The following is a 24,259-nucleotide window of genomic DNA, read 5'->3' on the forward strand; positions in this document are numbered from 1 at the left end:
ATAGGCGAGATACATTGTGATTTTCTGAACTTAATTATGTACAGGTGTTACACGCATCGGTCTTATTCATTGAAAAAAAAGACGTTTTTGCTTGAGTTTAGAAAATATCAAGCCTTAAGTTTTCTTAAAAACTAGAGGTTTCAATGTGAATGAAATCATATCATATGCATCATTTTTTGCACCATGTTTTTTAAAAATGATTTAATGGAAGCATTATTTATAAAAATGCAGTCTGGAAATTATGGTGAACTTTAGTGATGGAGTAATTAGGCACACCAGGATTTGTGGTCGGGATGAAAGGAGCTTCTCTCACCCCGGAATTTAACTATGGTTATTGTGCTGCACTAAAATCAGTTGAGGGGGCTCCAGTACGAACACTTTGTAATAACAAGATGCTGTTCGTCATTAATAGGCGTTCATGGATTTGACGATCTAAATAAAGCTGATAATTGATCTCAGCAAGCAATATAGCAATTTCTTTTTCTACAACAGCCGGTGGAGCGTTGTTCAGACTATTAATCCATGGGGTATTGTTCGATTCAGTACCACCTGTACCAGTAGTCCCGCCAGCTCCAGCTGTACCAGTACCAGCTGTACCAGTACTGCTAGTACTGCCAGCACTGGTAGTATTATATAATCTCCAGGTTGCCATATTAAATTCATTTAGTGCCTGGCTCGTTGGATTCCCGCCCTGCTGATTCGGCGAAGTTTGAGGCATTCTTTTTGACATGATGAAATAAAGGTTACTTATTCCCACAGAGTTTTGCGCTGCATAGGTGCGTAGGCTGGCAAGATATTTAGCAAGAGTTTGCGTCGCCTGCATTTGTGGGGTTGAGGGGGTGCCGGTAATCGATTTAAGAAGGGTTCTACCGTATAAGGTGTCATAATCTTTCCATTTGGGCAATGCAATGGGAATTACACTTCCGGTAACGTAACGAATGAAATTCGCTGCAAGTTGTTCTTGATTTTGTGCTGTTAAGCCATTTTTTGCTACATCACTTGTTACCTGAGTCCCGCCAAGGTCTTGAGTTGAATACATTAATGGCCCTGTTAAAGCATTACTATTAAGATGGTTTAAGAATTGTTGGAGGTAATTAGGGCTGAAAAAAGTAGTCGCATCGGGAATTTCTCCCACCACGTTCGTAGGAACTAAAGTTTCATAGAGGAAGGAGCATTTTCCATCAAAGGTTTGTGCATTCTTATAATCCATACAGTACGTATAATCAGGCGTTCCCAAAATATTTAATACCGCTTGGCTTACTGGATCTTGTTGATAGGTCTTTTGGTCTATTAACTCGGTGACACTAACTTGTCCGGAAGATGATGTTGTATTGTAATTGGGAAAAGTATTATTAGCCAAAGGATTCAGGATAGATGCACTAGGGTTAAGGTTTGATGTGGCAGTACTTTCACTGGGCAGAAATTGAGCATAGGGGTTGCCTGCATTTCCCGTATTTGTTCCCCCACCACTTCCTCCTGCATTGCCACTCGAAGTAAACGTGTTCACTGGAATAGATCCTAATAAAGTATAAAACTGATAGGCTTGAGCAAGTTGGGAGGTTGTCAGATTGATGAGTGAATAGCTTATTGAGTAGTTTTGATTGCCCTGTGAAGGCTCTTGCGTTACATTATAACCTAAATAATCACCAAGATTTTTGAAGTACTCTACTAGTTTTTGCATATTAGTAGCTGTTTGTTGTTGAGTATATGAATCGGTTGTACTATCTGCTACGGCAGGAAACCCCGTAAAATAAAGCAGGTTAAGCAATACAAGTTTAGACACTAATTTCATTTATTCTTCCCCTTCAAGTGCACGTAATACAAGTTTTAGACGGTACTGACAAAAAACTCGCGACAACAATCTTAAACGTTCAAATACGATGTTTCTTTTGAGAAAAACCCCGGCGGGATCATGGCTTCCGGTGCTCGTCTCTTCGGCATGAATCAAAACACGTGAAGCACTGCCCGGATGCACAGTATCGATTGCTTGCAACAGACGCAGCCCGCGACCTGATTTGATATTTCCTACAATACGAATAAATTTATCTTCCTCTGATAATAGACTCATATCTATTTTTTCTAGGTCATCAAGTTCTTTGCCCAATTGCTCCATGGCTCGTTCAAACTCTGGATTTCCATCCAAAGTCCAATCTTCTACGCTTTCCATAAAGGTAATCACCCTGTAAATCATAGGATCAATATATTCAAACCAATATCGAGCGGACGCTTCATGACTAAGATCAGGCATATTTTTACTCTTTCTTTACTGTATTTTCAGTGGATGGACGAAATCATCACTTACTACTATAGTATATTATGAAAGATAAAAGAAAGAAGTAAAAAATATGAAAAAGCAGTCTAGAATTGGTAATCTGCTCAGAAGAATCATTAATGTTCGTAGGTGGTTTGATTGGGATCGAATGAGGGCCTTTACTTTATATTTGGTAAACGGTTTTAAGCGTTTATTTGTGCCACAGAAAAAAGTTGAAGGTGAGTCATTCAACGATGCCGTTAAACTCCTGAATCTGACTGATGAGAGTTTACTTATCAAACAAAAATCTTTATTTCGATTGAGTATTGTTATGCTATTAGCCGCTCTTTTGATTATGGGATATGCTGCATTTCAGCTTTTTTATGGTTCGATAAAAGCGTTTCTTGTAAGCCTCGTTGTTACTTTGATTGCATTGGTTTTAGCCTTTCGTTACCACTTTTGGTACTATCAAATAAAAAATCGTAAATTAGGATGTACCTTTAATGAATGGTATAGAAAAGGGTTGTTGGGAGAAAGAAATGAATAAGTTGTTAGTAACGCTAATTCTCCTTGTGTGTCCTGGTCTAGTTTTAGCGGATGGCTCTTTGAGTTTTGCCCCCCCTGCTAGCGATTATTCTGTTGTATTTCTTGGTAATTTATTTGGTGTTGTTGATGGCATTTTAAGTGGTACTGGCAGCCAAATCATGGGAAGTATGTTTGCAGTATTTAATGCTGCAGTTTTGGCATTGGGAGGGTGTGTTATTATGTATACCCTAATAGTGTCTACCATGAATACTGCTCACGAAGGGCAGATGCTCGGCCAAAAATGGTCTTCTATTTGGATTCCTATACGTTGTGTTCTAGGTTTGGCCCTATTAATTCCCAAGACATCTGGCTATTGCTTAATGCAAATTTTTGTCATGTGGATCGTTGTGCAAGGAGTTGGAGCAGCAGATAAAGTATGGGATGCTGCGTTAAGTTATTTGAATCGGGGTGGTGTTATTATTCAGGCTCAACAGATAAACCCCACTGCCTCATTGACTGAGAATTCGAGCACCTCAGGATTGGCAGGTATCGCTACGGGTGCGGTAAATATGCTTGCCGGCCAAGTATGTATGCTGGGCTTACAGAGGCAACTGGAAAATACTCGACAAAATCTTCTTGATGCTCAATCCAAAAAATCAGGAGCATGTTACTCTGCTGAACAGGGCGGCTCAATGCAGAAATTTTGCACGACCGTAGTCCCTGATTTTTTAAGTACGGTCAATGCAGTCGCTGTGCAAAATGCTGCTCCAACGAATCCTTCTTGGAGTGTGAGCATGCCTAATTTTGACTCTAGCTCACCTTATAGTTTTTTAAATGGGATTTGTGGCTCCATCTCATGGAATAATATTAGTAGCCTGAACTCTGCTTTTGGTAGTAAACAATTTTCAGCAAAACCAACAGCAGGCAACAATGTGAAAGTCGGAAATAACACGTTGACTCCGGGAGAAATCGCAGCCACGCAATTGTCGCGAGGAATTGCCGTCCAACAAATGTATATGGATTTGACCTCAGTAGCGCGAGCTATGGTGAGTAATGATCCCCAGCTGTCCGCAACTATGAATACGAATACCACCCCTTATTCTGATGTTGCAATGCAGCAGTTTGGTGTCCCTTATAAAGAAAATGGAACAGTTTGTACCAGCTATAACAGCAATACGGCCTCTAAAGATAAATGTGTGATTTGGGGGCCTGTGCAAGGTTCATCAGTTGGCGGAGTCTTGTTTAATGGTGCCGAAATAATCAATGCGATTAATGATTACAACGGTATTATGATGCCTACGGTGAATCTGGCCCGTCTTATTTCTCAATCATCAGATGAGAATAAATCTACTGAGTTTATCAATAAGGCAACGACGCAGGGTTGGATAATGGCCGGTGCGTACTTCTTTAACCTTGTACAAATTCAGGGAACCTCATCATTAGAAAATGCAGGACAAGTTGATTCAAAGACAGGACTCGATGCAAGTTCTTTTGACCCTACAGCGATGGCGAGCCCGTTTGTTGTAGGCAGCGATGGAAAGTCCATTAGCTGTGGTCCAGGAAATGTGCAAGACAAGGATTTTACTGCATTATGTAGCTGGTTGGGTGAAAACAGTGATGGATTACAAAAAATACAACAGGTTCAGGCTTTAATAACTAGCACATCCCCACCTAAAAAACCTTCGTTATCGTCCAACATGACCGCAGTGGGAAGTACCCCCTCATCTACGGTTTATGGGTATATAAACAATGCATTAATGATGCAAACTCCTGGCCAACCTGGCGTCCAGCCACTTACTTTTGCTAATTCAATCAATTTCGCGATTAATACAGATTTGTATCGTTTGCAGCGGCAAAATTTTTCTTGTGGTGAAGTCAAGCCGTTCTTTTCAATTTGCTTGGGACAAATTCTTGGAAATATATTTTATAACATTATTTTAGTGACTATATACAATTTGTTTCTGGATATATTTGGCCAGATCATCAATCAGGTGGTATTAGCATTCTTAATGATTCCATTGCAGGGAATGGCAAATATCTTTCAACAGGGAGTGAAGATTCTTGCTGAACCAGGAGTAAATCCGATTGTTGCATTGGCGAATATGGGAAATTATTACATTAATTTTGCCGGTAATTTATGGATGATGTTGTTAAATATGGCAATCTCCAGTGCAATTATTCCGGTATTTGGTATCTTTATTTTTGCCATGATGTCTTTAGCAATGCCGCTGGTAATTGCTTGGGTGGGCGTAATGGTCAGTGTAGGTTTTACTACAGCGTATTACATCCCATTGTTGCCCTATGTGATTTTTACTTTTGGTGCTTTAGGCTGGTTGATTGCAGTTATAGAAGCGATGGTTGCTGCACCGATTGTCGCATTGGGTGTGATTCATCCCGAAGGACACGATGCTTTTGGTAAAGGCGAGGCAGCAATTATGATTTTGCTGAATGTCTTCCTAAGGCCTTCTATGATGATTATTGGTTATATTACTGCTATTGCACTTTCCTATGTGGGCGTATGGATTTTAAATGCAGGATACGATCAGGCAGTGTCATTCATGCAACAGCAACATACGGATAACTCTGTTCTTGTTGAAGGGCTTCTGGGTTCTTCTCCATCTTCTTCAGGTAGTGGAATTGGGGGCGTGAGTTACACAGATTGGGCTGGGATTTATGCATTCTTTTTCTCGATATTGACTTATACCACCTTATATCTGACGATTATACAAAAGTCATTTACCCTGATAACCTATTTACCAGATAAGGTGTTACGATGGATAGGGGGTACTCCTGAGGGCATAGGTGCAGAAGCTGCACAATGGGGTGAAGAAGTTAAAGGCAAGACCCAAGAAGCAGGTAAAGAAACCCAGACAGCCCAAGGTCAAATTGATAAAACTTTGGGCGGATATGGCGTGAAAGGTGTTACTATGGCGAAGGGCCTTCTGGGCAAAGGTGGTGGTGGCGGCGGTGTTTCTGCAGAAGGTAATGCTACTCCGAGTAGTCCTGAGGGTGAGGGGGATGGAGGCGGAAAAGATAAAAAGTCTAAACCGCAGGGTTCCGATATGCCAATAGCCAAATAATGATTGATAAGATAAGCATCTTTTCTTCAGGCATGAAAATTAGATGTTTATTTTACACAATAAATATTATCCAGCGTGTTATATGGCTCAAGAGAAACTTAAGGTTTTGCAACAAGCAAAAATGGATGAAGAACGATTCATGCGAGAACTGTTTGCTTTTTTGCAAAATAGACGTGCATCAATCCTGGAACAGTAATTTGACCTGAAAACCCCATTAATAACAGAGCTTGCGAAGGATTCTGGCTATTAAGATCTTCCTACGGCTTTAAATGTTGCAAAAAATGCATGTGGCCAGACGCCACTAATGCAAGCGCTGCAAGATATCCATAGTGCTATTTTGTAGCTTTATGATGTGCAATCGAAAGATCAGAAATTCCACGGATAAACTCCGACATTTCAACCGGTTCTTGACCTATCTTTAATGAGCTACGGACAAAATTCGCTGCCTCTAATATACTGTCCAGATTGTATTTTTTTAGTTGAATCGAATGTAAGTAAGCAACAAAAAATTCTGTTTTCAAATTACCAATTCCTTTGCCCATACCCGCAAGCGATGCATCAATAAAGCGAACTCCGGTGCTCATGGCTGCCAGAGCATTAGCTTGAGCGAGACCAAGATTGTCATGGGCATGAAAACCAAATTGAAAAGGATAATTGTTAATATACTTCTCATAAATTTCTTTGGTACGTGTAGGGAGTAAACTGCCATTTGAATCAGCAAAATAAATGATATCAGGTTCATATTCGCTTATTTGTTTGATGGAATCATCAAGTTCATTTTCTTTGTAATATGAAATACACATTAAATTAACTGAAATCTCCATATTTGCTTTTTTTGCTATTTTTATTTTAGGTAAGGCAGATGCAAGTTCATTTTTAGCAATGCAGACTCTTAATAAATCAACGCCACATTCTTTTAGTTCCATGAGGTCAGTTTGAGTTAGGTTGTTTGGAAAAACCATGACCGCCATTTTTGCTTTTTGAATCAAGGAACGACAAAAAAGCAGATAATCTTTTGCGCACCATCCTGCTCTACCCACTTGGAGAGGGGATAGAGTGCCATTGCGATAGCCGATTTCAATATACTCAATACCTGAATTATCAAGAGGACTAAGGATTCTTTCTAATTGAATATCTTCAAAATTAAAATTAGTTCTATGCCCTCCATCCCTCAATGAGGCGTCTAACAGTACTATAGGATCAAGCATATAATTCCTATGTGTTGGTAAAAAACCTTCTCTTAAAATTATAGCTAAAATAAAACTTGATGTATAAGTCAGTAAATTCAATTGTTCACGAACTCAATCATTTAGGCCTTTAATGGTGAAGGTCTCCCATTTTTAGCATTGTTTTTTATTGGTAGGGGCATGTCACTTACTGGTGCTCTCGAACCATGTTCGGATGACGTGTATTATTGGGGATCACGAAGATTATATATGAGGACGTATTATTCGGTATTAGAGTTCTTGTGAATACTTACAAGTACTACAAAAAAAATGTTCCAGATATTGGAGGTTACTGCAAAATCGAATCCTGAAAAAATTCTTCAGTGAGCTTATTGCTGGTATTCTTTAGCACCGGCAATAATTAATTTGTAAACTCGTTCGCTGATAATTCCTTGCTCGAATTTTGCTTTTGCATCCCAGGTCATAAGTTGTCCCTTTTGCCGTACCAGTTTACGCGTAGCAGAAGTTACATCGTTAGGGTCGCTTTCAAGTAAAATATCACGGACTTCTTCGTCAAATACTAGATATTCTCTTAATGCCACCCTTTTTTCGTCTACGGTAGGGACAAGTTTTTGCCAAATACACAATCTAATTGTTTCCAGGATATCAATAGTTCTTCCTAACCGTTCTTCACCGGAAAATGAGGTTACAAGACGACGCATGGTTTCGGCAACGCCTGATGTATGTAAGGTTGTATATACGGGGTGTCCAGTAAGTGCTGCTTCTAATGCGGCGCTAATTGTTTCCGCATCCCGACACTCACCCACCATGATTAAGCGAGGTTTACGTCGTAATGCGTTTCTTACTCCATCTGCAAAGCTCGGCAAATGCCGAGGAATTTCTGATTGACTAACTACCGCAGAAATAGTTTCGATTTCATCATAAACAAATTCTATTGGAGATTCATAGGTGAGTACTTTACGGTTTGAATCTTCTGTTTCGATCAAATCACGAATTATAGAGGCTAATAAAGTTGATTTACCAGAACCGGTTGCTCCGGTAATAAATACAATGCCTTCTTGAGGCGCGATGGCTTGAAGTATATTATCTGGCAGATTCATAGTTTCAAGCCTAGGAGGGGTTGTAGGGATAGTTCTTAACGTGATTTGGATTGCATCATGGCCTTCTACAAGACATGCTGTTCCATTGACCCGATAGCGGTATCGAACACCCCGATTAGGGCGAAATTCATAGTGGGTATCGATATCCTTACCTGAAAGAAGCTGTGTTGTGGCGTTGGGGCCATATATGGCATTAATTAAATCACCCAGTTCGGTATTGGATAAACGACGATTAGTAATTCGTAATAGTTTTCCATAAACCTCTGCATAAATAGGTTCGCCTGTTTGGATTGTTATGTCGGAAGCATTGAGACGTTCAGTGTGCTCCAACATTTTATCCATGAACAGCGGGGTAAAACGCGTTGGTTCATCAGGCATTAAATAAGAATTGTTATTCATACTTCGTATCAGTGAATTCTATTGTTATCGTTAATCGGCGCAATGGTCGGCTGCCAGGATTTATCCGTTATTATAATTTTAGAACGACTTGCCAATTTTTCCATGTTTTTGAATTGTTCTAAAGCATTTTCATCCTTAGAAACTGCGGCTCGCCATTGTTCACTGTTCACATTTAGAGCCGGTAAAGCAGTAATTCTTAATACGCGATCATCAATATGAATCTCTGAGGCATCACCTGTGATTCCCAAGTCTGTATGAGAGACGTAAGGAGGAGTTACCATATTCATTGCCAATAATTTTCTATAAAGAATCATTCCGCTAAAGTCTTCTTTGATGCGAGCTATATTTTCTTCAAGAATCGTATTTGCTTGATCAATACCATTTTTCCAGCCTTTGGCTGTATAGATACACCATATTTTTTTCTCTACTTTGGTTTTAGGTAACAGTGTATAGTGAGGGTATTCTGGTTTGACATAATCGAGCCATAAATATTGTCGCCAAGTTGGAGGGGTGGTGACAAAATGTGCCTGTTTTGCAACTCTATAAGTACGGTCAGAAATGCGAATGGTTTGCGCATCAGCAAGATTGAGGGTATTTCTACCTTCCAAGAGCACTGGAGGTAAGATATTGTGTTCCAGAATCAAGGAATTAAAATCATAAATAGCATCAAGTCTGCGTGATTGCTTTATCAAATGTTCATCAATAACTTTTGCTCGCCAGGCTAAACCTGCTTGCGCGCCGAGGCTTAAAGCAGTTTCTTTCAAAGCCATTTGGCGAATCTTACCGTTTTGCTTTTTATTCCTTTGCTTTACATTCACATTGGCCATAGCTTGTAGCCCTTCTAATGAGCCGGTATCACCCATATTTTTCGAGGAGTGGCATGCAAGCAACAAAGCAGATAATACAATAACTATTAAGCTAGGAATAAATTTTGGCATATCGTAATTCAACAACCTGACTGTTAGGATAAACATGAATATCAGCTTTTCTACCTGCTTGATAATCTATATCACGCAGGATTTCAGCTAAACTTTGATCTTTAATATTAAGACTGATTAAAACTGGAATTGAAGGGGCTTTTCCTAAAACACGTAACCTGAAATGGGCTGATTTGGCAATACGGGCAGTTAACTCTTCAATGGGTCCTGACCAATCCACACTTGCTCTAGCTTGTAAGTTATATGCATTAGGTATCGTCAGCGTGTTGTCTTTATGTGCTGGTAGAATTACTTTTTCGACGCGCGCCATTTCATGCATGGAATCGCTTACAGATACAGCTGCTTCTGCTAATTTAATTGTAGCATCATCGCTAGGATTGTTTACAGGTGGTTTTTTAAAGAGTACTCCACCATGTTTACAACCCACAAGTAGGACTGAGGCAATAAATAGCATGAGAAGCTTATTGTTCATTCAATCTTCTTTAATGTCTGGAAATATTCGTTTGATTGAAACAGGAGCTAGGCTGCTTGTCAAGCCTATATATGAGGAATTGTATGAATTTAAATGGAAATAATTTTGCAAAATTCTTGCTAGTAGCTTAGATGCAGCGAAGCAAAAACCGGTCTTTTATAGAGAACCTTCAGGTTTCATTTCGCTGCACAGAGATGGCAAATATGAAGATTAATTTAATTTTTCAAATAAAGCATATACAACTTGTCCCGCTTGTTTCAGTTTTATTTGACGCCACTGTGTTTCATCCAAGTTGATAACAGTAGGAGACTCTAAATAAACAAGACCTCCGCGTTTAAGAATCTTGCTTTGTGTTATATCTGAAATACATTGAGGGAGATAATTTTGCGCAAAAGGGGGATCCAGGAAAATGATATCAAACTCTTCCTGCTTGTGCTGAAGATAGTGCAGTGTATCTGTTTGCATTAATTTGAGTTTTGGACTGTTAAACTCAGTGATTATTTTCTGTAAATTGATAAACGCTTTGGGAGATTGCTCAAGAAAAACAACTCGCGCCGCTCCTCTCGAAAATGCTTCCAAACCCAAGGCACCGCTGCCTGCAAACGCATCCAGGCAGCGCGCATCTCTGATGTCATGCATGAGCCAATTAAATAAAGTCTCGCGCACCCGATCTGGGGTGGGGCGTAGCCCCTCTACATCTGGGAAATGTAATTTTTTTCCTCGATATAACCCACCTATAATGCGAATAACCTGTTTCACGATTTACCTACCGTAAGCAGTAATAATTTATCGGGATTAACTTGTTGCTGGAATGCTTGTCTTACTTGCTCACTGGTTACCGCATTAATGCGAGCAGTATAAGTGTCGAGAAAGTTTTCTGGTAAATGATAAAAAGTCATCCGCAATAAAATATTTGCAATACTGCGATTGCCTGATAAAGAAAGAGGGAAACTTCCAGTAAGGTATTGTTTTGCAGCATTCAATTCTTCATCTGTTGGACCCTTATTAATGTAAGTTCGCAAAACATCTTGAATGATATCTAATGCGTTTTTGGTTTGTTTATTCTTCGTCGATAGACTGATGAGAAAAGGGCCTTTTCCTGACATAGGAACAAATTGACTATCTATTCCGTAAGTCAAGCCTCGTTTTTCTCTAACCTCTATAGCGAGCCGGGATACTAGCGCACCACCACCTAAAATATAATTGCCTACAATGAGAGGGAAATAGTTTGGAACATGATGATCAATACCAATCTGACCAAGCCGTATCACAGTTTGGGAGGAGGGAAAAGGAATATTTATTGTCTCTGCCTGAGTTAATTGGGCGGCTTGGGGAATGGGGGGAGCTGAATGTCCTTCGGGAAGTTCCCGCGTCAGTTGATTGGCAAGTTGATGTGCCGTTTCACTATTAATTGCCCCTACCATAACTAGAATAGCGTTTTTTGCGACATAATAACGTTTGTTAAATTCAATAATTTGGCTCCTATTGATGGCATTAACCGTTTTGGCTGTGCCATTGACGGGATGCGCATAGGGGTGTTGCTGATATAAAGCTTGGAAAAAATGCAGGTTGGCTACTTCTTCAGGTGATTCTTGACGCTGTTCAATAGCCATCAACAGTTGTTTTTTTTCTCTTGCAAACGCCTGTTCTGGAAAATCGGGGTGATTAATGATTTGAGCAAAGGTGTTCACTGCTTTGGGCAATGCTTTTGGGTCAACTAGAGTTCTCAGATTAAATATCACCATATCTCTGTTGATCTCGGCCCCATATTGAGCCCCCACATCTGCCAGTGACTCAGCTATTTTGTTTGCATCTTGACCTGCATTGCCTTGGTTCATTACACGGCTTGTTAAGGCGCTTAATCCAAATTGGTTTTCATCATACGCTGACCCAGCCGCAAACGCTAAACTGATATCAAGCATGGGCACTTCCATGGCAGAGTAAAAAACAACCTGAACGCCATTTTTAGTAAGCCATTTTTCTGTTTTGAACGTATTTGCTGCTGTTGTATGCGGCAGTGCAATCAGCAATGCCGCAATACAGGCGCTAAAAATTCTCATGCTGTCACCTTTTGTGTTTGAGGTTCTAATATTGCCGTTGTCATGTTCTTTTCTTGAAAATAACGTTGGGCGGTTTGTTGTACTTGTTGTGGCGTAATCGCATTGATCGCTTTGGTATACTCATCTGCTTTTTGCCAGCCGATCCCAATAGTTTGTAAAAGACCCAATTCTGAAGCTTGTCCGAAAATTGAATCCTTTTCAAAAGTTTTTTGCGCAATAATTTGATTTTTAATTCGTTGCAATTCTATCTCGCTAACTGGATGGTTTTTCAAATCATCTAATTCGCTAAGAAGTCCATCTTGCAAATCATTTAGGGTATGGTTTTGGCTGGGCGAGCCATATATGATAAATTGTGTTTGATATCTTGTATATGGGTTATAATAGGTATCTGCACCTGTGGCAATGTGTTTGCCGCGAATCAGATTTTTAGAAAAACGAGCGCTTTCACCTGCATCCAAAATTCCCGCAATAATTTCCAACGCATAAGGCTCGTACGATTCTTTTGTCGTGCTTACACTAGGAGCTGAATAACCTATCATCAACAAAGGTAATTTTGCCGGGGCTTGAATCCGAACAATCTTTTGACCCAACGAAGGAGGTTCTTTTTGCAGTCTCCGCTCAGGAATTGGATATTTTGGTAAGTCGCCAAAGTATTTTTCTGCCAAAATACGAACCTTTTCGGAATTAACATCGCCTACTACAACTAACGTTGCATTATTCGGGGCATAATATTTTTTATACCATTCTTGAAGATCTTCAACCTTCATATTTTTTAAATCACTCATCCAACCAATCACTGGATGATGATAAGGAGCGTTTAGATGAGCAGTTGCCAGAAAACGTTCAAAGGCAAGTGCTTGAGGATTATCATCCGTACGAAGACGCCGTTCTTCCTGGATTACTTTAATTTCTTTAGCAAATTCATTGGAATCAAAAAGTAAATGATGCATTCGATCTGCTTCTAACTCGAAACTACTGGCAAGTTTTGAAGCATCTGTTTTTTCAAAAAAAGCAGTGTAATCATTATTGGTAAATGCATTCGCTTGGCCACCAATTGATGCTATAGTTTTAGAGAAGACGCCTAAAGGAAATTTTTTAGTACCTTTAAACATCATATGTTCCATCGCATGAGATACACCTGTGATTCCACCTGGTTCATCAGCGGATCCTACGTTATACCAAATCATGGATACGGCGATAGGCGCTCGGTGGTCTTCTTTAACCAATATTTTTAAACCATTATTCAAGGTAAACTCTTGAACTTGGCTAAAGCTCTGGCAAGATAGTAACATAAATAGAGAAAAGAGTATTTTGCGCACAACTTAACCTCAAAGTGAAAAAGATGATAGAATTCCATATTTTACAGGATTTGTACAGTAAATGATTAAATGGTTTAAAAAAAGTCATAATTCGACTCCTGCAGTGTCCGAGCGCTCGCAGGGTGAAACTGATTCGTTGCGTCAAACTCCTATAGAGGTAACGGAGCAGGTGCAAGAGCCGATAAAGGAAGGGATTTTTGCACGTTTCAGGAAAGGATTAAGTAAAACCCGTCACCAGCTTGGCGACGGGATTGGCCGACTTTTGTTAGGTAAAAAGGAAATTAGCCAAGACTTATTGGATGAGTTGGAAACTCTTTTAGTCAGTGCTGATTTAGGTGTGGAGACAACACAAGCTGTTTTAACTCAGTTAACCGATAGCTTGGCTCGGAAACAATTATCTGATGGTAATGCCGTTTATGAGTCACTGAAGTCCCATTTGCAATCCATTTTAAATCAAAACAATCAGCCCTTAACTACAGAAACTGCAGATCATTCTCCTTTTGTTATCTTAATGGTCGGTGTGAATGGCGCAGGTAAAACAACTACCATCGGGAAACTGGCCAAGCAATTTCAGCAGCAAGGCAAAAAAGTTATGCTGGCTGCGGGAGATACTTTTAGAGCCGCTGCAGTGGAGCAATTGCATGTTTGGGGGGAGCGAAATGATATTCCCGTGATTGCCCAACATACAGGAGCAGATAGTGCTTCGGTGATTTTCGATGCTCTGCAAGCGGCAAAAGCACGTAAAATAGATGTCTTAATCGCGGATACGGCGGGTAGGTTGCATACGCAAGGGAATTTAATGGACGAATTGAAAAAGGTAAAGCGTGTATTGCAGAAACTATGTCCCGAAGCTCCTCATGAAACAATGTTGGTATTGGACGCAAGCATAGGACAGAATGCTTTAGTTCAAGCACGACAATTTAATGAAGCGATTGGATTGACCGGAATTACCATGACGAAGTTAGATGGCACGGCTAAAGGTGGAATTTTGTTTGCTATTGCTAATGAACTAGGAATACCCTTTCGTTACATAGGGATTGGTGAAGGGATAGAGGATTTACGACCCTTTGATGCAGCGCAATTTGTTGGTGCACTATTTAATGATCACATTTGACCAAGTGACTAAACGTTATCCAGGTGGATTTGAAGCGTTAAGCCAGGTAAATTTTTCTTTGCAAAAAGGCGAGATGGCTTTTCTTACCGGGCATTCGGGGGCGGGAAAAAGTACGTTACTTAAATTGATAGCTCTTTTAGAGTGGCCTACTTCTGGTCAACTAACTGTGAATGGTTTGCGTTTGAACCAGTTAAAAAAACGCGATGTTGCTGCACATCGCAGTCAATTGGGTATAACCTTCCAATCACCCTATTTACTTAATGATCGCACCGTATTTGATAATGTTGCTTTGCCTTTGCAAATTCAAGGCATGGCGTATCCCATGATTGCCAAAAGAGTACATGCAGCTTTGGATATGGTGGGGCTATTAAGCAAAGAAAAAATGCTTCCTATTCATTTATCCGGTGGTGAACAGCAACGCGTGGGAATTGCGCGTGCTGTAGTTCATAAGCCTGCCTTGTTATTGGCTGATGAGCCTACCGGAAATCTTGATCCCAAACTGTCAGCAGAAATCATGACTATTTTTGAGCAATTTAACCAAGTGGGTGTTAGCATACTCATTGCCACACATGATTTGCCATTGATTGCAGGAATGAAGCATCGTATTGTCATGCTTAAAGGAGGACGAATGTGTTAAAACGAGCCCAAGCAATCCTCGCTTATCACCTGCAAGCTGCGATTCTCAGTTTAAATTCATTATGCCGCAAACCCTTGGCTACCATGATGACCTCTCTTGTGATTGCTATTGCTTTAGCTTTACCGGCTCTTTTTTGGGTTTTTTCTGACAATCTATCCAGATTAACCGCAAGTTGGCAGCGCGGAGGGCATATTTCGCTTTATTTAACGCCCGGATTATCAGAAGCAGAACAGCAATCGGTATTGCAAAAAGTCCGTGGAACAGATGGCGTGGCCCAAGTTTCCTTAAAAACTTCTGCAGAGGGTTTGTCTGAGTTAATTCAGCAAGAGGGAATGCAGGATATTATGCGTTATCTTCCTGAAAATCCTTTACCTGCCGTTGTGGATGTTGTCCCTGCTTTGATTATCGACTCGCCCGCAAAATTAGATTTATTAGCACGGCAATTACAAACCATAGCGCAAGTAGAAAATGCAAAGGTTGATATGGAGTGGATTAGTCGTTTGCATGCACTTTTAGGTTTTGCAGCGAAGTTTGCAGATGCATTATTGGCCTTACTCGCAATGGCGGTCATTATGATTGTGGGTACTACACTCCGCTTGGCCCTCCATAATCGACAAGAAGAAATCCAGGTTTTGAAGTTAATTGGAGCAAAAGATCCGTTTATTCTCAGGCCTTTTTTATATTCAGGGGTTTGGTATGGCGCCTTAGGCGCTGTTTTTGCCGTCTTTATGGTTAATATCTTTATTTTTAGCCTAGGAGCCGCGGTAAATCAGTTGGCCGTTGCTTATCAAATGCACTATCCGTTAACTGGACTATCAATGCGACAGATCTTGCTACTTGTTTTATTTGCAATTATACTAGGATGGATGGGGGCGCGTTTATCTGTAAAACGGCAATTGGCTTCCATTGAACCTCAATTATGAGTTGTTCTTTCATTTTATATCTTGTTTTTACAGAGAAATTTTTAAAGGAAGAAGCATGAGTCAATATTTGCAACTTGCCGAAATGAATTTACCTGTGGGCAGTCTTGATTCCTACATTCACAGGGTCAATCAAATTCCTATGTTATCCTTAGAGGAAGAAATCGCTTATGCCGAGCGTTTTCATACTGAAGGGGATCTTGAGGCTGCACGACTTTTGGTTCTTGCTCATTTACGTTATGTTGTTCGCGTCGCTCGTGGTTATTTAGGGTATGGTTTACCTCTGAACGATTTAATTCAAGAAGGCAATATCGGTTTGATGAAGGCGGTAAAACGCTTTGATCCCAAGATGGGTGTACGTCTTGTTTCCTTTGCAGTGCACTGGATAAAAGCAGAAATACATGAGTTTGTTTTACGCAACTGGCGTATTGTTAAAATTGCAACAACCAAGGCACAGCGTAAATTATTTTTTAACCTTCGCCAAATGAAAAATCGTTTAGGCTGGATGAGTAATGAAGAGGTTAATGCTGTAGCAAATGATTTGGGTGTAAGCCGCGAAGACGTATTAGTTATGGAACAACGTCTGAACGCGATGGATACACCTTATGATGCTCCAGATGCGGACGAACATGATGAATTTTATACAGCACCAGAGCGATATTTATTTAATGCGAATGATGATCCTTCTGTATTGTTGGAAAAGGAAAATGCAGGCGATCATGGGCGTGAACGACTGATGCTTGCCCTGGACCAGTTAGACGAACGCAGTCAGGACATTTTACAGCAACGTTGGTTAGCTGAAGAAAAGCTAACATTACACGATTTGGCTAAGAAATATGGCGTGTCTGCTGAACGTGTCCGGCAGCTTGAAAAAAATGCCATGAAAAAACTGCGGCAATATATAGAAAGTGAGTAATTCCTTAATTCCGGGGGCTCTATGCGTTCGGGATTGACCTATCTTCGCGAACGCATACAGTATATGTAGCCTTTGTGAAGGGATGCGGGCCCCGGGATTCCTATAATAGAGTTCTTGTGTTCCGCTTGCCTTACCTATATTTTGTTTTATTCCAAAAAATTACAAACCAACGGGCCAACTCGTTCATCCAATAAGACACTTACATGATTTGCATCGGGAAGTAAGCAGAGCTTGGAATTTGGATATTTTTCACAAAACACAATTGATTCTTTAGTGCTAATCGTATTATCTAACTCTCCATGAATGCATAAAAAAGAGATGCCAGGGGATTGAGCAATGAAATGGTGTAGCCGTATTAATTTAATATCAAATTGTGCTTGTTGCTTCATAACCTGGCGAAGCTGCAGATAACCATGGCCACTTAGTTTAAATTTTTTTGCAATGCGATTAACAGGGCTGCGCATTTGTGTTGGTGATGCAATTAAAATTGCACGTTCAGGTTTATGATTTAATTGCCATTCAGGAAGTTGACCGGCTACATTGAGAGTATTGAGTAACATCGAGCCACCAAAAGAATGTCCAATAACTGCATAGAAAGGTCCGTGCTGATTGATGGCATCCTTCAAAATAGCAACCGCATCAGTCCAGGGTAGTTGTAATCCTTTTGCTTCTCCATGTGCGGGAAAATCAAGAGCATATACTTCATAACCTTGCTGATATAGCGCCTCGATTATGCGAGCCATATAGGCTGCACGTGATATCCACCCATGAGTAATCAGTATTTTTTTCCCTTTTGAGTTTTTTTGGGGTACAAAACGATGCAGTACATGGTGCCGTGGGAATTCCTGGTGAATTACTTCCGTACGTCTACCCTCAATAAACTCACAAGCTAGTTTGGCAAAATCTCTATATTGCTTTTCCAGAGGAAGAAAGATAGGAGTAATAAACGCTTGATAACACAATTGTGCATGTAAAATATCTCGTACATGGATTAATGATGAAGTTATCATAATTAGATCCCCTTCTGAGTTTACTTTAATTGTAGCACCTAAAATAAAACATTTTATCAAAAGAGTATTTTATCGTTTCGTCTTTAATTGGTTTATACCTGTCAAACGGTTTACGGTAAGAAAAGGTGAGCGGAACAATGCAAAAACTGTTATGTGCAGAATTCGAACTTAATACATTTCATAACTTTATCTCTTTAGCTCAATTTTATAAACTAGAACTCCTAAAAGTTAATTCGGGATTATTTCAGGGGACTTGAGATGCATACTTCAAATTATATTTATCATGATGATGAGCAGGAACTCCATGGATTTGTTGCTTATGACAAATCCTTTGTGGGGCCGCGTCCTGCTGTACTGGTTGTTCATGATTGGTCCGGTCGTAATGAATTTGCCTGTGATAAGGCAAAATTACTTGCAGAGATGGGCTATGTCGGTTTTGCTGTAGATATGTATGGTCAAGGAACGCTTGGTTCTACAATAGAGGAAAAACAGGCATTAATGACTCCTTTAGTTTCTGATCAGGCCCTACTACGACGCCGTGTTCAAGCTGGATTGACGGCTGTAAGTTCTATGTCTGAGGTTGATAGTAAGCAGGTTGCAATTATTGGGTTTTGTTTTGGCGGTATGTGTGCTCTTGAGTTGGCTCGTTCTGGAGCCGACATCAAAGGTGTAGTAAGTTTTCATGGTTTGCTGCACAAACCTGGAACTCTGAACTCTGAACCGATTAAAGCTAAAATTTTGGCTTTGCATGGCTATGATGATCCTATGGTTCAACCCGATATTGCCCAGGCATTTTGTAAAGAGATGACTGATGCGAATGTAGATTGGCAAATGCATATGTACGGACATGTACAGCATGCTTTTACTAACCCATTGGCACATGATACGCAATTGGGAACCATTTACAATGCAGCTGCGGCTCAACGTTCATGGCAAGCAATGATCAATTTCTTGCAAGAAATTTTAGGGAAATAGTTTCTGTTCCGCTCGAATGAAATTGAGGGACAGGGTGATGTTAGGATGATAAATCCGGAACTCCAATTTGTTCAGATCATGCTAAGTTCTATCGGGAATATTTTAAGGTGTGTTGATAATTCATCGTAGCCGACGTTCCGCGACTTCATCGCGAAAGGCGGTGGGAAGATGAATTGTCAACATCCCTTAGTTGGTAGCGAAATAAATTTTAAAACTATTCTCATTGGACTCGATTATTGGACAATAAAGAATTATAATCTCGAAAAATAATCTTGCTTCTGTTTCTGTGTTTTTTCCATAAGTCTTTTACTATTGACGTTAAATATAATATATTGGATGAATGTAAGTTCTTACTCGCTTCTTTTAAGAATAAGCAATAAAACAAACCAAATTGTGGAAAATCAACTAATTAGTAGAAGCTACTCCCAATTTGAGTTTTTCATCCGGTCATAACACTATGAAATTGCATCACTTTTTTGAGCAATCAGTTGATAATTATTCAGACAATATTGCTTTGATTTGCGATAATGCGTTTATTTCCTATCAAGAGTTAGAAAATCGTGCTAATCAATTAGCTCATTATCTTCATGAGAACAAAGTCTCCAAGGGTAGCATTGTAGGCATTCTATTAGAGCGATCTATAGAATGCTATATTGCTATATTGGCGACGTTAAAAACAGGCGCAGCTTATGTGCCTATTGAGGTAGATTATCCTGACGAACGAATTAATTATATTTTCTCCGATCTACCTTTTGATGCGGTTTTAACTTCGTCTATGCAATTGGCCCAGAAAAATCTGGCATGGCCAACTTTTTATGCAGTTGATAAATTGGCCGAAGAAATTTCCAGGCGTCCAGCGCAGCGATTAACTCTTCAAGAAGAGTTAACTGCTGATGACTTGTGTTACATCATTTACACTTCAGGTTCTACAGGAAAACCAAAAGGGGTAGAAATTACCCAACGCAGTATTTGCCATTATGTGCAAGTTGCGAGCAAACTTTATAATATAAAAAGTGATGATAAGGTATACCAAGGCTTTTCTTTGGCATTTGATGCCTCTTTAGAAGAGTTTTGGATGGCTTTTGCCAATGGCGCCGCACTTGTTGCATGTACAGCAAAAGAAGTGCGATCGGGTCTAGGTCTAATCCCCTTTTTACAACAACACCGAGTTAGTGTTTTTTCAACAGTACCTACTTTATTGTCTACTTTAGAAGGCCAATTACCTGATCTACGTATTTTAATCTTGGGTGGAGAATCTTGCCCATCCAGTTTGGTTAAGCGTTGGAGCAGAGAGGGGCTGCGGATTATTAATACTTATGGTCCCACTGAAGCAACGATTATTGCAACTTATGCAGAATGTCATCCTGAACAGGAAGTTACCATTGGTAAACCCTTGCCTGGTTATGAAGTGCTCATCGTTGATGAACAATTACGAGAAGTCGCTGAAGGAGAGGAGGGCGAGTTGTGCATTGCTGGAGTTGCCCTAGCTCGTGGTTATGTTAATCGTCCCGAAGATACAGCAAAAAAATTTGTTGTAAATCCATCAAATAAAAATCAACGCTTATATCGAACAGGGGATTTAGTTTCAAGAGCGCCTAGCGGTGATCTCCTTTTTGCAGGGCGAATCGATGATCAAATCAAATTGCGTGGATTTCGTATTGAATTAAATGAAATTGAAACCATAATCATGCAATATGCAGGAATTAAACAAGCCGTGGTTTCTTTGCAAACCCTGGAGCAACCTACACTCGTTGCATATCTGATTCTTGATCTAAAAAATGCATTTGATATAAATGAATTTAAAACCTTTTTAAGGTCACGCTTACCTGATTACATGCTTCCGTCTCTAATTGAGATTTTAGAAACGTTTCCAGTTTTAGCCAGCGGTAAAGTGAATCGCAAAGAACTTCCTAGACCCGTGCAAAAGTCAGAGAATGTTTATATAGCACCTGAGTCTGAGTTAGCTAAGGAAATTGCTCTAGTCTGGGAGAGCGTATTTGACTGTAAGAATATCTCTGCTGGAGCAGATTTTTTCTATGATTTAGGTGGGCATTCATTACATGCAGCAAAAGTAATTTCTAATTTACGCAAAATACCTGCCTTAAAAAATATCTCAATTCTTGATTTATATAAAAATCCAACAATTAAGCAATTAGAACATAAGTTTAGTGATCCTCTCAGTAATCCACAAATTGATGCGCAGCAAGCGGCTAAGAAAAAGTACAAAGTACCACAATGGAAATATTATTTGTGTGGGGTTGGTCAATTTTTTGGCTGCTTATTGCAATACGCAATAGGTACTTTACAGCTATTGGCTGTTATTTTGTGCTACAGCTGGGTTAGCTCTGAGTATTCGATTATTTCTAGAGAGTCACAGCTTGCATTTTTAGCTTTGTTTTTATCGATGCCAATCATTTCGTTATTTATCACGATTGGTTTGAAATGGATATTATTGGGACGGGTAAAGCCAGGTGAATATCCACTTTGGGGATGGTTCTATTATCGTTGGTGGTTAGTGCAAAGGCTGCAGAAGAATTTGTTTTTAGCTAAATTCTTAGTCGGTTCACCGTTAGCTGGTATCTATTATCGCTTACTAGGAGCTAAAATAGGTAAGAACTGTTATTTGGGTTCCATGCAAATTTCTGCACATGATTTGTTGAGTATCGGAGATAATACTTCTATTGGTGCGGACAGTAGACTTAACGGTTATATCATCGAGGACGGTTGGTTAAAAATAGGTCCCATCAATATAGGCAATAATTGTTATATAGGATCACGTGCAGTAGTTGGATTAAATACACAGATTGAAGATCATGGTGTCTTGGATGAAATGTCCATGCTGCCTGATCAAGGCTTAATTCCTCAAGGAGCCTATTTTTCAGGCTCTCCAGCGGTACCTGGTACTATTCCTGCGGACCATGTTACTCGGAAAAAAGTTGCGGTTGATGAATCTACCATGCTGGAAAATACCCTTTTTGGTATTTTGCATTACTTAGGCGTCGTTTTTGTCATGGTAGTTTATTATTTATGCTTAATTCCCTCAATCTCTTTTATTAGCTATTACTATGATCAGAGTCATTACTTGACCACCATGTTTTTTGCCGTACCTTTAGGGGCGATCCTGTTTTTAGGATTATATTATTCATGCATTGTGCTCTGTAAAAAGATTATTTTGGATAAGGTAAAACCTGGCGATTATCCCTTAAAGAGTTTTTATTATTTCCGTCATTGGATTATGGTGAAATTATTGGATGGGGATGAAATCTCGATTATGGCAGACACTTTATATATGCCTGCTTTTTTACGATTGCTGGGGGCAAAATTAGGGAAAGGAGTAGAAATGGGAGAAACTCCGCATATTATTCCTGACCTGGTCACTATTGAAGAAGGTGGTTTTACCGCCAGTTCTGTAGCCCTAGCCTGGCCTAGTGTTTATAATGGATTTATTTCTTTTGCTCCGGTGACCATCGGGCGCAGAGGCTTTGTAGGGAATGTCAGTTTATTATCTGCTGGTAAATCGATTGGTGAAGGCGCTCTATTAGGATGTCTATCGGTGACTCCATCCGATGGGAGAGCAGAAGAGCCTTATTCTGCCTGGTTGGGTTCGCCTGCTGTATTTTTACCTAAGCGAGAGTTATTTGTTGGCTATTCTGATAAGGATACATTTTATCCCTCCAAAAAACTCTATTTCATGCGTTTACTCATTGAATTTATACGAATTATTTTACCATCGACATTTTCATTAATTGCATTATTCAATATGCTTTATGTCTTGGATTATATGTTAAGTGAGTATTCCTGGCTTGTTACCGCACTGGTTCTTCCACCAGTAGAGATGTTCATTACAGTTTGTCTTGTTGGGGTATTGGTCGGTCTAAAATGGATAATGTTAGGTAAATTAAAACCTTTAACCAAGCCTATTTGGGATCCCTTTATTTGGAAAAATGATGTGATTGAATATTCGTATAACTACTATACGAACCCACATTGGACTAATAAAGTTCTAGGGACTCCTTTTGCGCTTTGGGTACATCGTTGTTTAGGAACTAAAGCAGGGAAGAGGGTTTTTACAGACAGTGCTGAGTTTTCAGAATTTGATTTAATTACAATTGGTGATGATGTTTGTATCAATGCCGAGACAATAATTCAAACTCATCTCTATGAGGATCGAATATTTAAGGTCTCTAATGTCACTATTGGTTCTGGTTGTAATGTAGGTGTTGGTTCAATTGTCCTCTACAACACGTTGATGGAAGATAACTCTTCTCTGGGTAGCCTTTCTTTACTAATGAAGGGGGAACGCTTGCCTGAAAATACTCATTGGGCTGGTATTCCTGCACAATCGACAGCGCTTGGAGTGTCACGCCAACAAGTTGCCCCGCAACGTGCTGCAGAAGAAAGTCCGGAAGAAGTACTTCCAGAGTTATTGTAGTCATGTCACAAGGGTGAAGTGAGGCAGAACTTAGGTTCTGCTTCGCTTCAATTAAGCTAAAATAATAGAACTTACCCCAATAAATAATTGTCAATCAAGCGGATGTTATCAATTCGTACTGCCGCAAAACGACGACCGTGATGTTCTTCAACATACTCTACAGCAATCCCTTTTTGAGTTAATTGTTTGATGATTTGCTCACATGTCCGCTCTTTTTGCTGAAATAATCTAGCAAAATCTTCAGCTAAGGCCTTTTGTTCCTGATTGAGACGGTTATTACGTGAGCTGTAAGCTAATCCACTTGGCTCACGGATCGTTGGACATGCTTTAATTTCAATATCCATAAAAAAGGCATTAACCATTCCTTGAATCAATAAGTACTGTTGATAATCTTTTTCACCGAAGTAGGCTCTATGAGGCTTAGCCAAGTTCAATAATTTCATAACTACAGTTAATACACCGTTAAAGTGCCCGGGTCTATGAGTTCCTTCCATAAGTTGGCAAAGTTGTTGCTCATGCACCTGATAATTGTATCCATCCGCATACATGGATTGCTCATTAGGAAGAATACAAAAATCGACACCAGAATCTTCCATAATTTTAAGATCCGCTTCTAATGTTCGTGGATAAAGTTTAAAGTCCTCGGTTTGATTAAATTGTGTTGGATTTACAAATAGACTGGAGACAGTATAGTGATTTTCTTTTTGACTGGCTAAAAACAAAGAGGCATGTCCGGCATGCAAATTACCCATGGTTGGCGCAAAGCCCAGAGTTAATTGCGTAGATAAAGTTTTACGAAAGCATACCCATTCGTTGAGATCGTGAAAAATTTGCATGAGTTACTCCTGAACTATGGTAACTAGTAAATTGTGGCTTGGATGAGATAAAACATAATCCAGGTTGGCATTCCTCAACCCAGCCACA

General features: G+C 39.8%; 20 protein-coding genes. 9 read left to right on the plus strand and 11 right to left on the minus strand.

The features are described from left to right. Nucleotides 1–331: 331 nt before the first annotated feature. Together icmX and icmW are read right to left on the minus strand one after the other, a co-directional pair. On the minus strand, nt 332–1,792 hold the full coding sequence (icmX, locus tag BW930_RS11830; protein ID WP_058468766.1) for a type IVB secretion system protein IcmX: 1,461 nt from the start codon (nt 1,790–1,792) through the stop codon (nt 332–334). Next, nucleotides 1,793–2,248, minus strand: coding sequence for a type IVB secretion system protein IcmW (gene icmW, locus BW930_RS11835; RefSeq protein ID WP_058468765.1), 456 nt, complete (start codon nt 2,246–2,248; stop codon nt 1,793–1,795). A 97-nt stretch (nt 2,249–2,345) separates the two neighbouring features. Between icmW and icmV the strand changes: the two genes are divergently transcribed. The 3 genes from icmV to BW930_RS17175 are packed head-to-tail and all read left to right on the plus strand — an operon-like array spanning nt 2,346 to nt 6,052. After that, the gene (gene icmV, locus BW930_RS11840; protein WP_058468764.1) at nt 2,346–2,798 is read left to right on the plus strand and encodes a type IVB secretion system protein IcmV; all 453 of its coding nucleotides are present in this window, start codon (nt 2,346–2,348) and stop codon (nt 2,796–2,798) included. After that, nucleotides 2,791–5,856, plus strand: a complete 3,066-nt coding sequence (gene dotA / locus BW930_RS11845) for a type IVB secretion system protein DotA (RefSeq protein ID WP_058468763.1) — start codon at nt 2,791–2,793, stop codon at nt 5,854–5,856. The genes icmV and dotA overlap by 8 nt, the downstream gene beginning before the upstream one ends. A 43-nt stretch (nt 5,857–5,899) precedes the next feature. Beyond that, complete coding sequence (locus tag BW930_RS17175; protein WP_154668520.1) at nt 5,900–6,052, plus strand: hypothetical protein; 153 nt, start codon at nt 5,900–5,902, stop codon at nt 6,050–6,052. A gap of 136 nt (nt 6,053–6,188) precedes the next feature. On the opposite strand, the gene BW930_RS11850 is transcribed toward BW930_RS17175, so the two are convergent. The 7 genes from BW930_RS11850 to BW930_RS11880 form a co-directional block, all read right to left on the minus strand. Further along, nucleotides 6,189–7,064 carry a beta/alpha barrel domain-containing protein gene (locus BW930_RS11850; RefSeq protein ID WP_058468762.1) on the minus strand — a complete coding sequence of 292 codons (876 nt, stop codon included), beginning with the start codon at nt 7,062–7,064 and terminating at the stop codon, nt 6,189–6,191. 347 nt (nt 7,065–7,411) lie between these two features. After that, the gene (gene dotB / locus BW930_RS11855; protein WP_058468761.1) at nt 7,412–8,542 is read right to left on the minus strand and encodes a Dot/Icm type IV secretion system ATPase DotB; all 1,131 of its coding nucleotides are present in this window, start codon (nt 8,540–8,542) and stop codon (nt 7,412–7,414) included. An 8-nt stretch (nt 8,543–8,550) separates the two neighbouring features. Further along, nucleotides 8,551–9,480: a type IV secretion system DotC family protein gene (locus BW930_RS11860; protein ID WP_058468760.1), complete on the minus strand. Its 930-nt coding sequence runs from the start codon at nt 9,478–9,480 to the stop codon at nt 8,551–8,553. Further along, complete coding sequence (dotD, locus tag BW930_RS11865) at nt 9,461–9,952, minus strand: type IVB secretion system lipoprotein DotD (RefSeq protein ID WP_058468759.1); 492 nt, start codon at nt 9,950–9,952, stop codon at nt 9,461–9,463. The genes BW930_RS11860 and dotD overlap by 20 nt, the downstream gene beginning before the upstream one ends. 210 nt (nt 9,953–10,162) lie before the next feature. Further along, nucleotides 10,163–10,711 (minus strand): 16S rRNA (guanine(966)-N(2))-methyltransferase RsmD, encoded by a 549-nt coding sequence (gene rsmD / locus BW930_RS11870; RefSeq protein ID WP_058468758.1) that lies wholly within the window; start codon nt 10,709–10,711, stop codon nt 10,163–10,165. Continuing rightward, a complete protein-coding gene (locus BW930_RS11875) occupies nt 10,708–12,012 on the minus strand; it encodes a M16 family metallopeptidase (protein ID WP_058468757.1) in 1,305 nt (434 codons plus the stop codon). The genes rsmD and BW930_RS11875 overlap by 4 nt, the downstream gene beginning before the upstream one ends. After that, nucleotides 12,009–13,331, minus strand: coding sequence for a M16 family metallopeptidase (locus BW930_RS11880; protein ID WP_058468756.1), 1,323 nt, complete (start codon nt 13,329–13,331; stop codon nt 12,009–12,011). The genes BW930_RS11875 and BW930_RS11880 overlap by 4 nt, the downstream gene beginning before the upstream one ends. 61 nt (nt 13,332–13,392) lie before the next feature. Here BW930_RS11880 and ftsY point away from each other — a divergent pair, with 61 nt between their 5' ends. From ftsY to rpoH, 4 genes are read left to right on the plus strand one after another with little or no spacing between them, the layout of a single operon-like run. Further along, nucleotides 13,393–14,445 carry a signal recognition particle-docking protein FtsY gene (gene ftsY / locus BW930_RS11885; RefSeq protein WP_058468755.1) on the plus strand — a complete coding sequence of 351 codons (1,053 nt, stop codon included), beginning with the start codon at nt 13,393–13,395 and terminating at the stop codon, nt 14,443–14,445. Then, complete coding sequence (ftsE, locus tag BW930_RS11890; protein ID WP_058468754.1) at nt 14,432–15,082, plus strand: cell division ATP-binding protein FtsE; 651 nt, start codon at nt 14,432–14,434, stop codon at nt 15,080–15,082. The genes ftsY and ftsE overlap by 14 nt, the downstream gene beginning before the upstream one ends. Next, nucleotides 15,076–16,005, plus strand: a complete 930-nt coding sequence (ftsX, locus tag BW930_RS11895) for a permease-like cell division protein FtsX (protein WP_058468753.1) — start codon at nt 15,076–15,078, stop codon at nt 16,003–16,005. Before ftsE ends, ftsX begins: the two co-directional genes overlap by 7 nt. A gap of 55 nt (nt 16,006–16,060) precedes the next feature. Further along, complete coding sequence (gene rpoH / locus BW930_RS11900) at nt 16,061–16,918, plus strand: RNA polymerase sigma factor RpoH (RefSeq protein ID WP_058468752.1); 858 nt, start codon at nt 16,061–16,063, stop codon at nt 16,916–16,918. A gap of 146 nt (nt 16,919–17,064) precedes the next feature. Here rpoH and BW930_RS11905 read toward each other — a convergent pair whose 3' ends face one another. Next, the gene (locus BW930_RS11905) at nt 17,065–17,928 is read right to left on the minus strand and encodes an alpha/beta hydrolase (RefSeq protein WP_058468751.1); all 864 of its coding nucleotides are present in this window, start codon (nt 17,926–17,928) and stop codon (nt 17,065–17,067) included. A 258-nt stretch (nt 17,929–18,186) separates the two neighbouring features. Between BW930_RS11905 and BW930_RS11910 the strand changes: the two genes are divergently transcribed. Together BW930_RS11910 and BW930_RS11915 are read left to right on the plus strand one after the other, a co-directional pair. Next, entirely contained in the window at nt 18,187–18,903 is a 717-nt protein-coding gene (locus BW930_RS11910) for a dienelactone hydrolase family protein (RefSeq protein ID WP_058468750.1), read from the plus strand. A gap of 457 nt (nt 18,904–19,360) precedes the next feature. Continuing rightward, nucleotides 19,361–23,335: a Pls/PosA family non-ribosomal peptide synthetase gene (locus BW930_RS11915; protein ID WP_058468749.1), complete on the plus strand. Its 3,975-nt coding sequence runs from the start codon at nt 19,361–19,363 to the stop codon at nt 23,333–23,335. 71 nt (nt 23,336–23,406) lie between these two features. Here BW930_RS11915 and panC read toward each other — a convergent pair whose 3' ends face one another. Continuing rightward, nucleotides 23,407–24,171 carry a pantoate--beta-alanine ligase gene (gene panC / locus BW930_RS11920; protein WP_058468748.1) on the minus strand — a complete coding sequence of 255 codons (765 nt, stop codon included), beginning with the start codon at nt 24,169–24,171 and terminating at the stop codon, nt 23,407–23,409. Nucleotides 24,172–24,259 lie beyond the last annotated feature (88 nt).

Source organism: Fluoribacter gormanii, from assembly GCF_900156395.1.
GTDB lineage: Bacteria > Pseudomonadota > Gammaproteobacteria > Legionellales > Legionellaceae > Legionella > Legionella gormanii.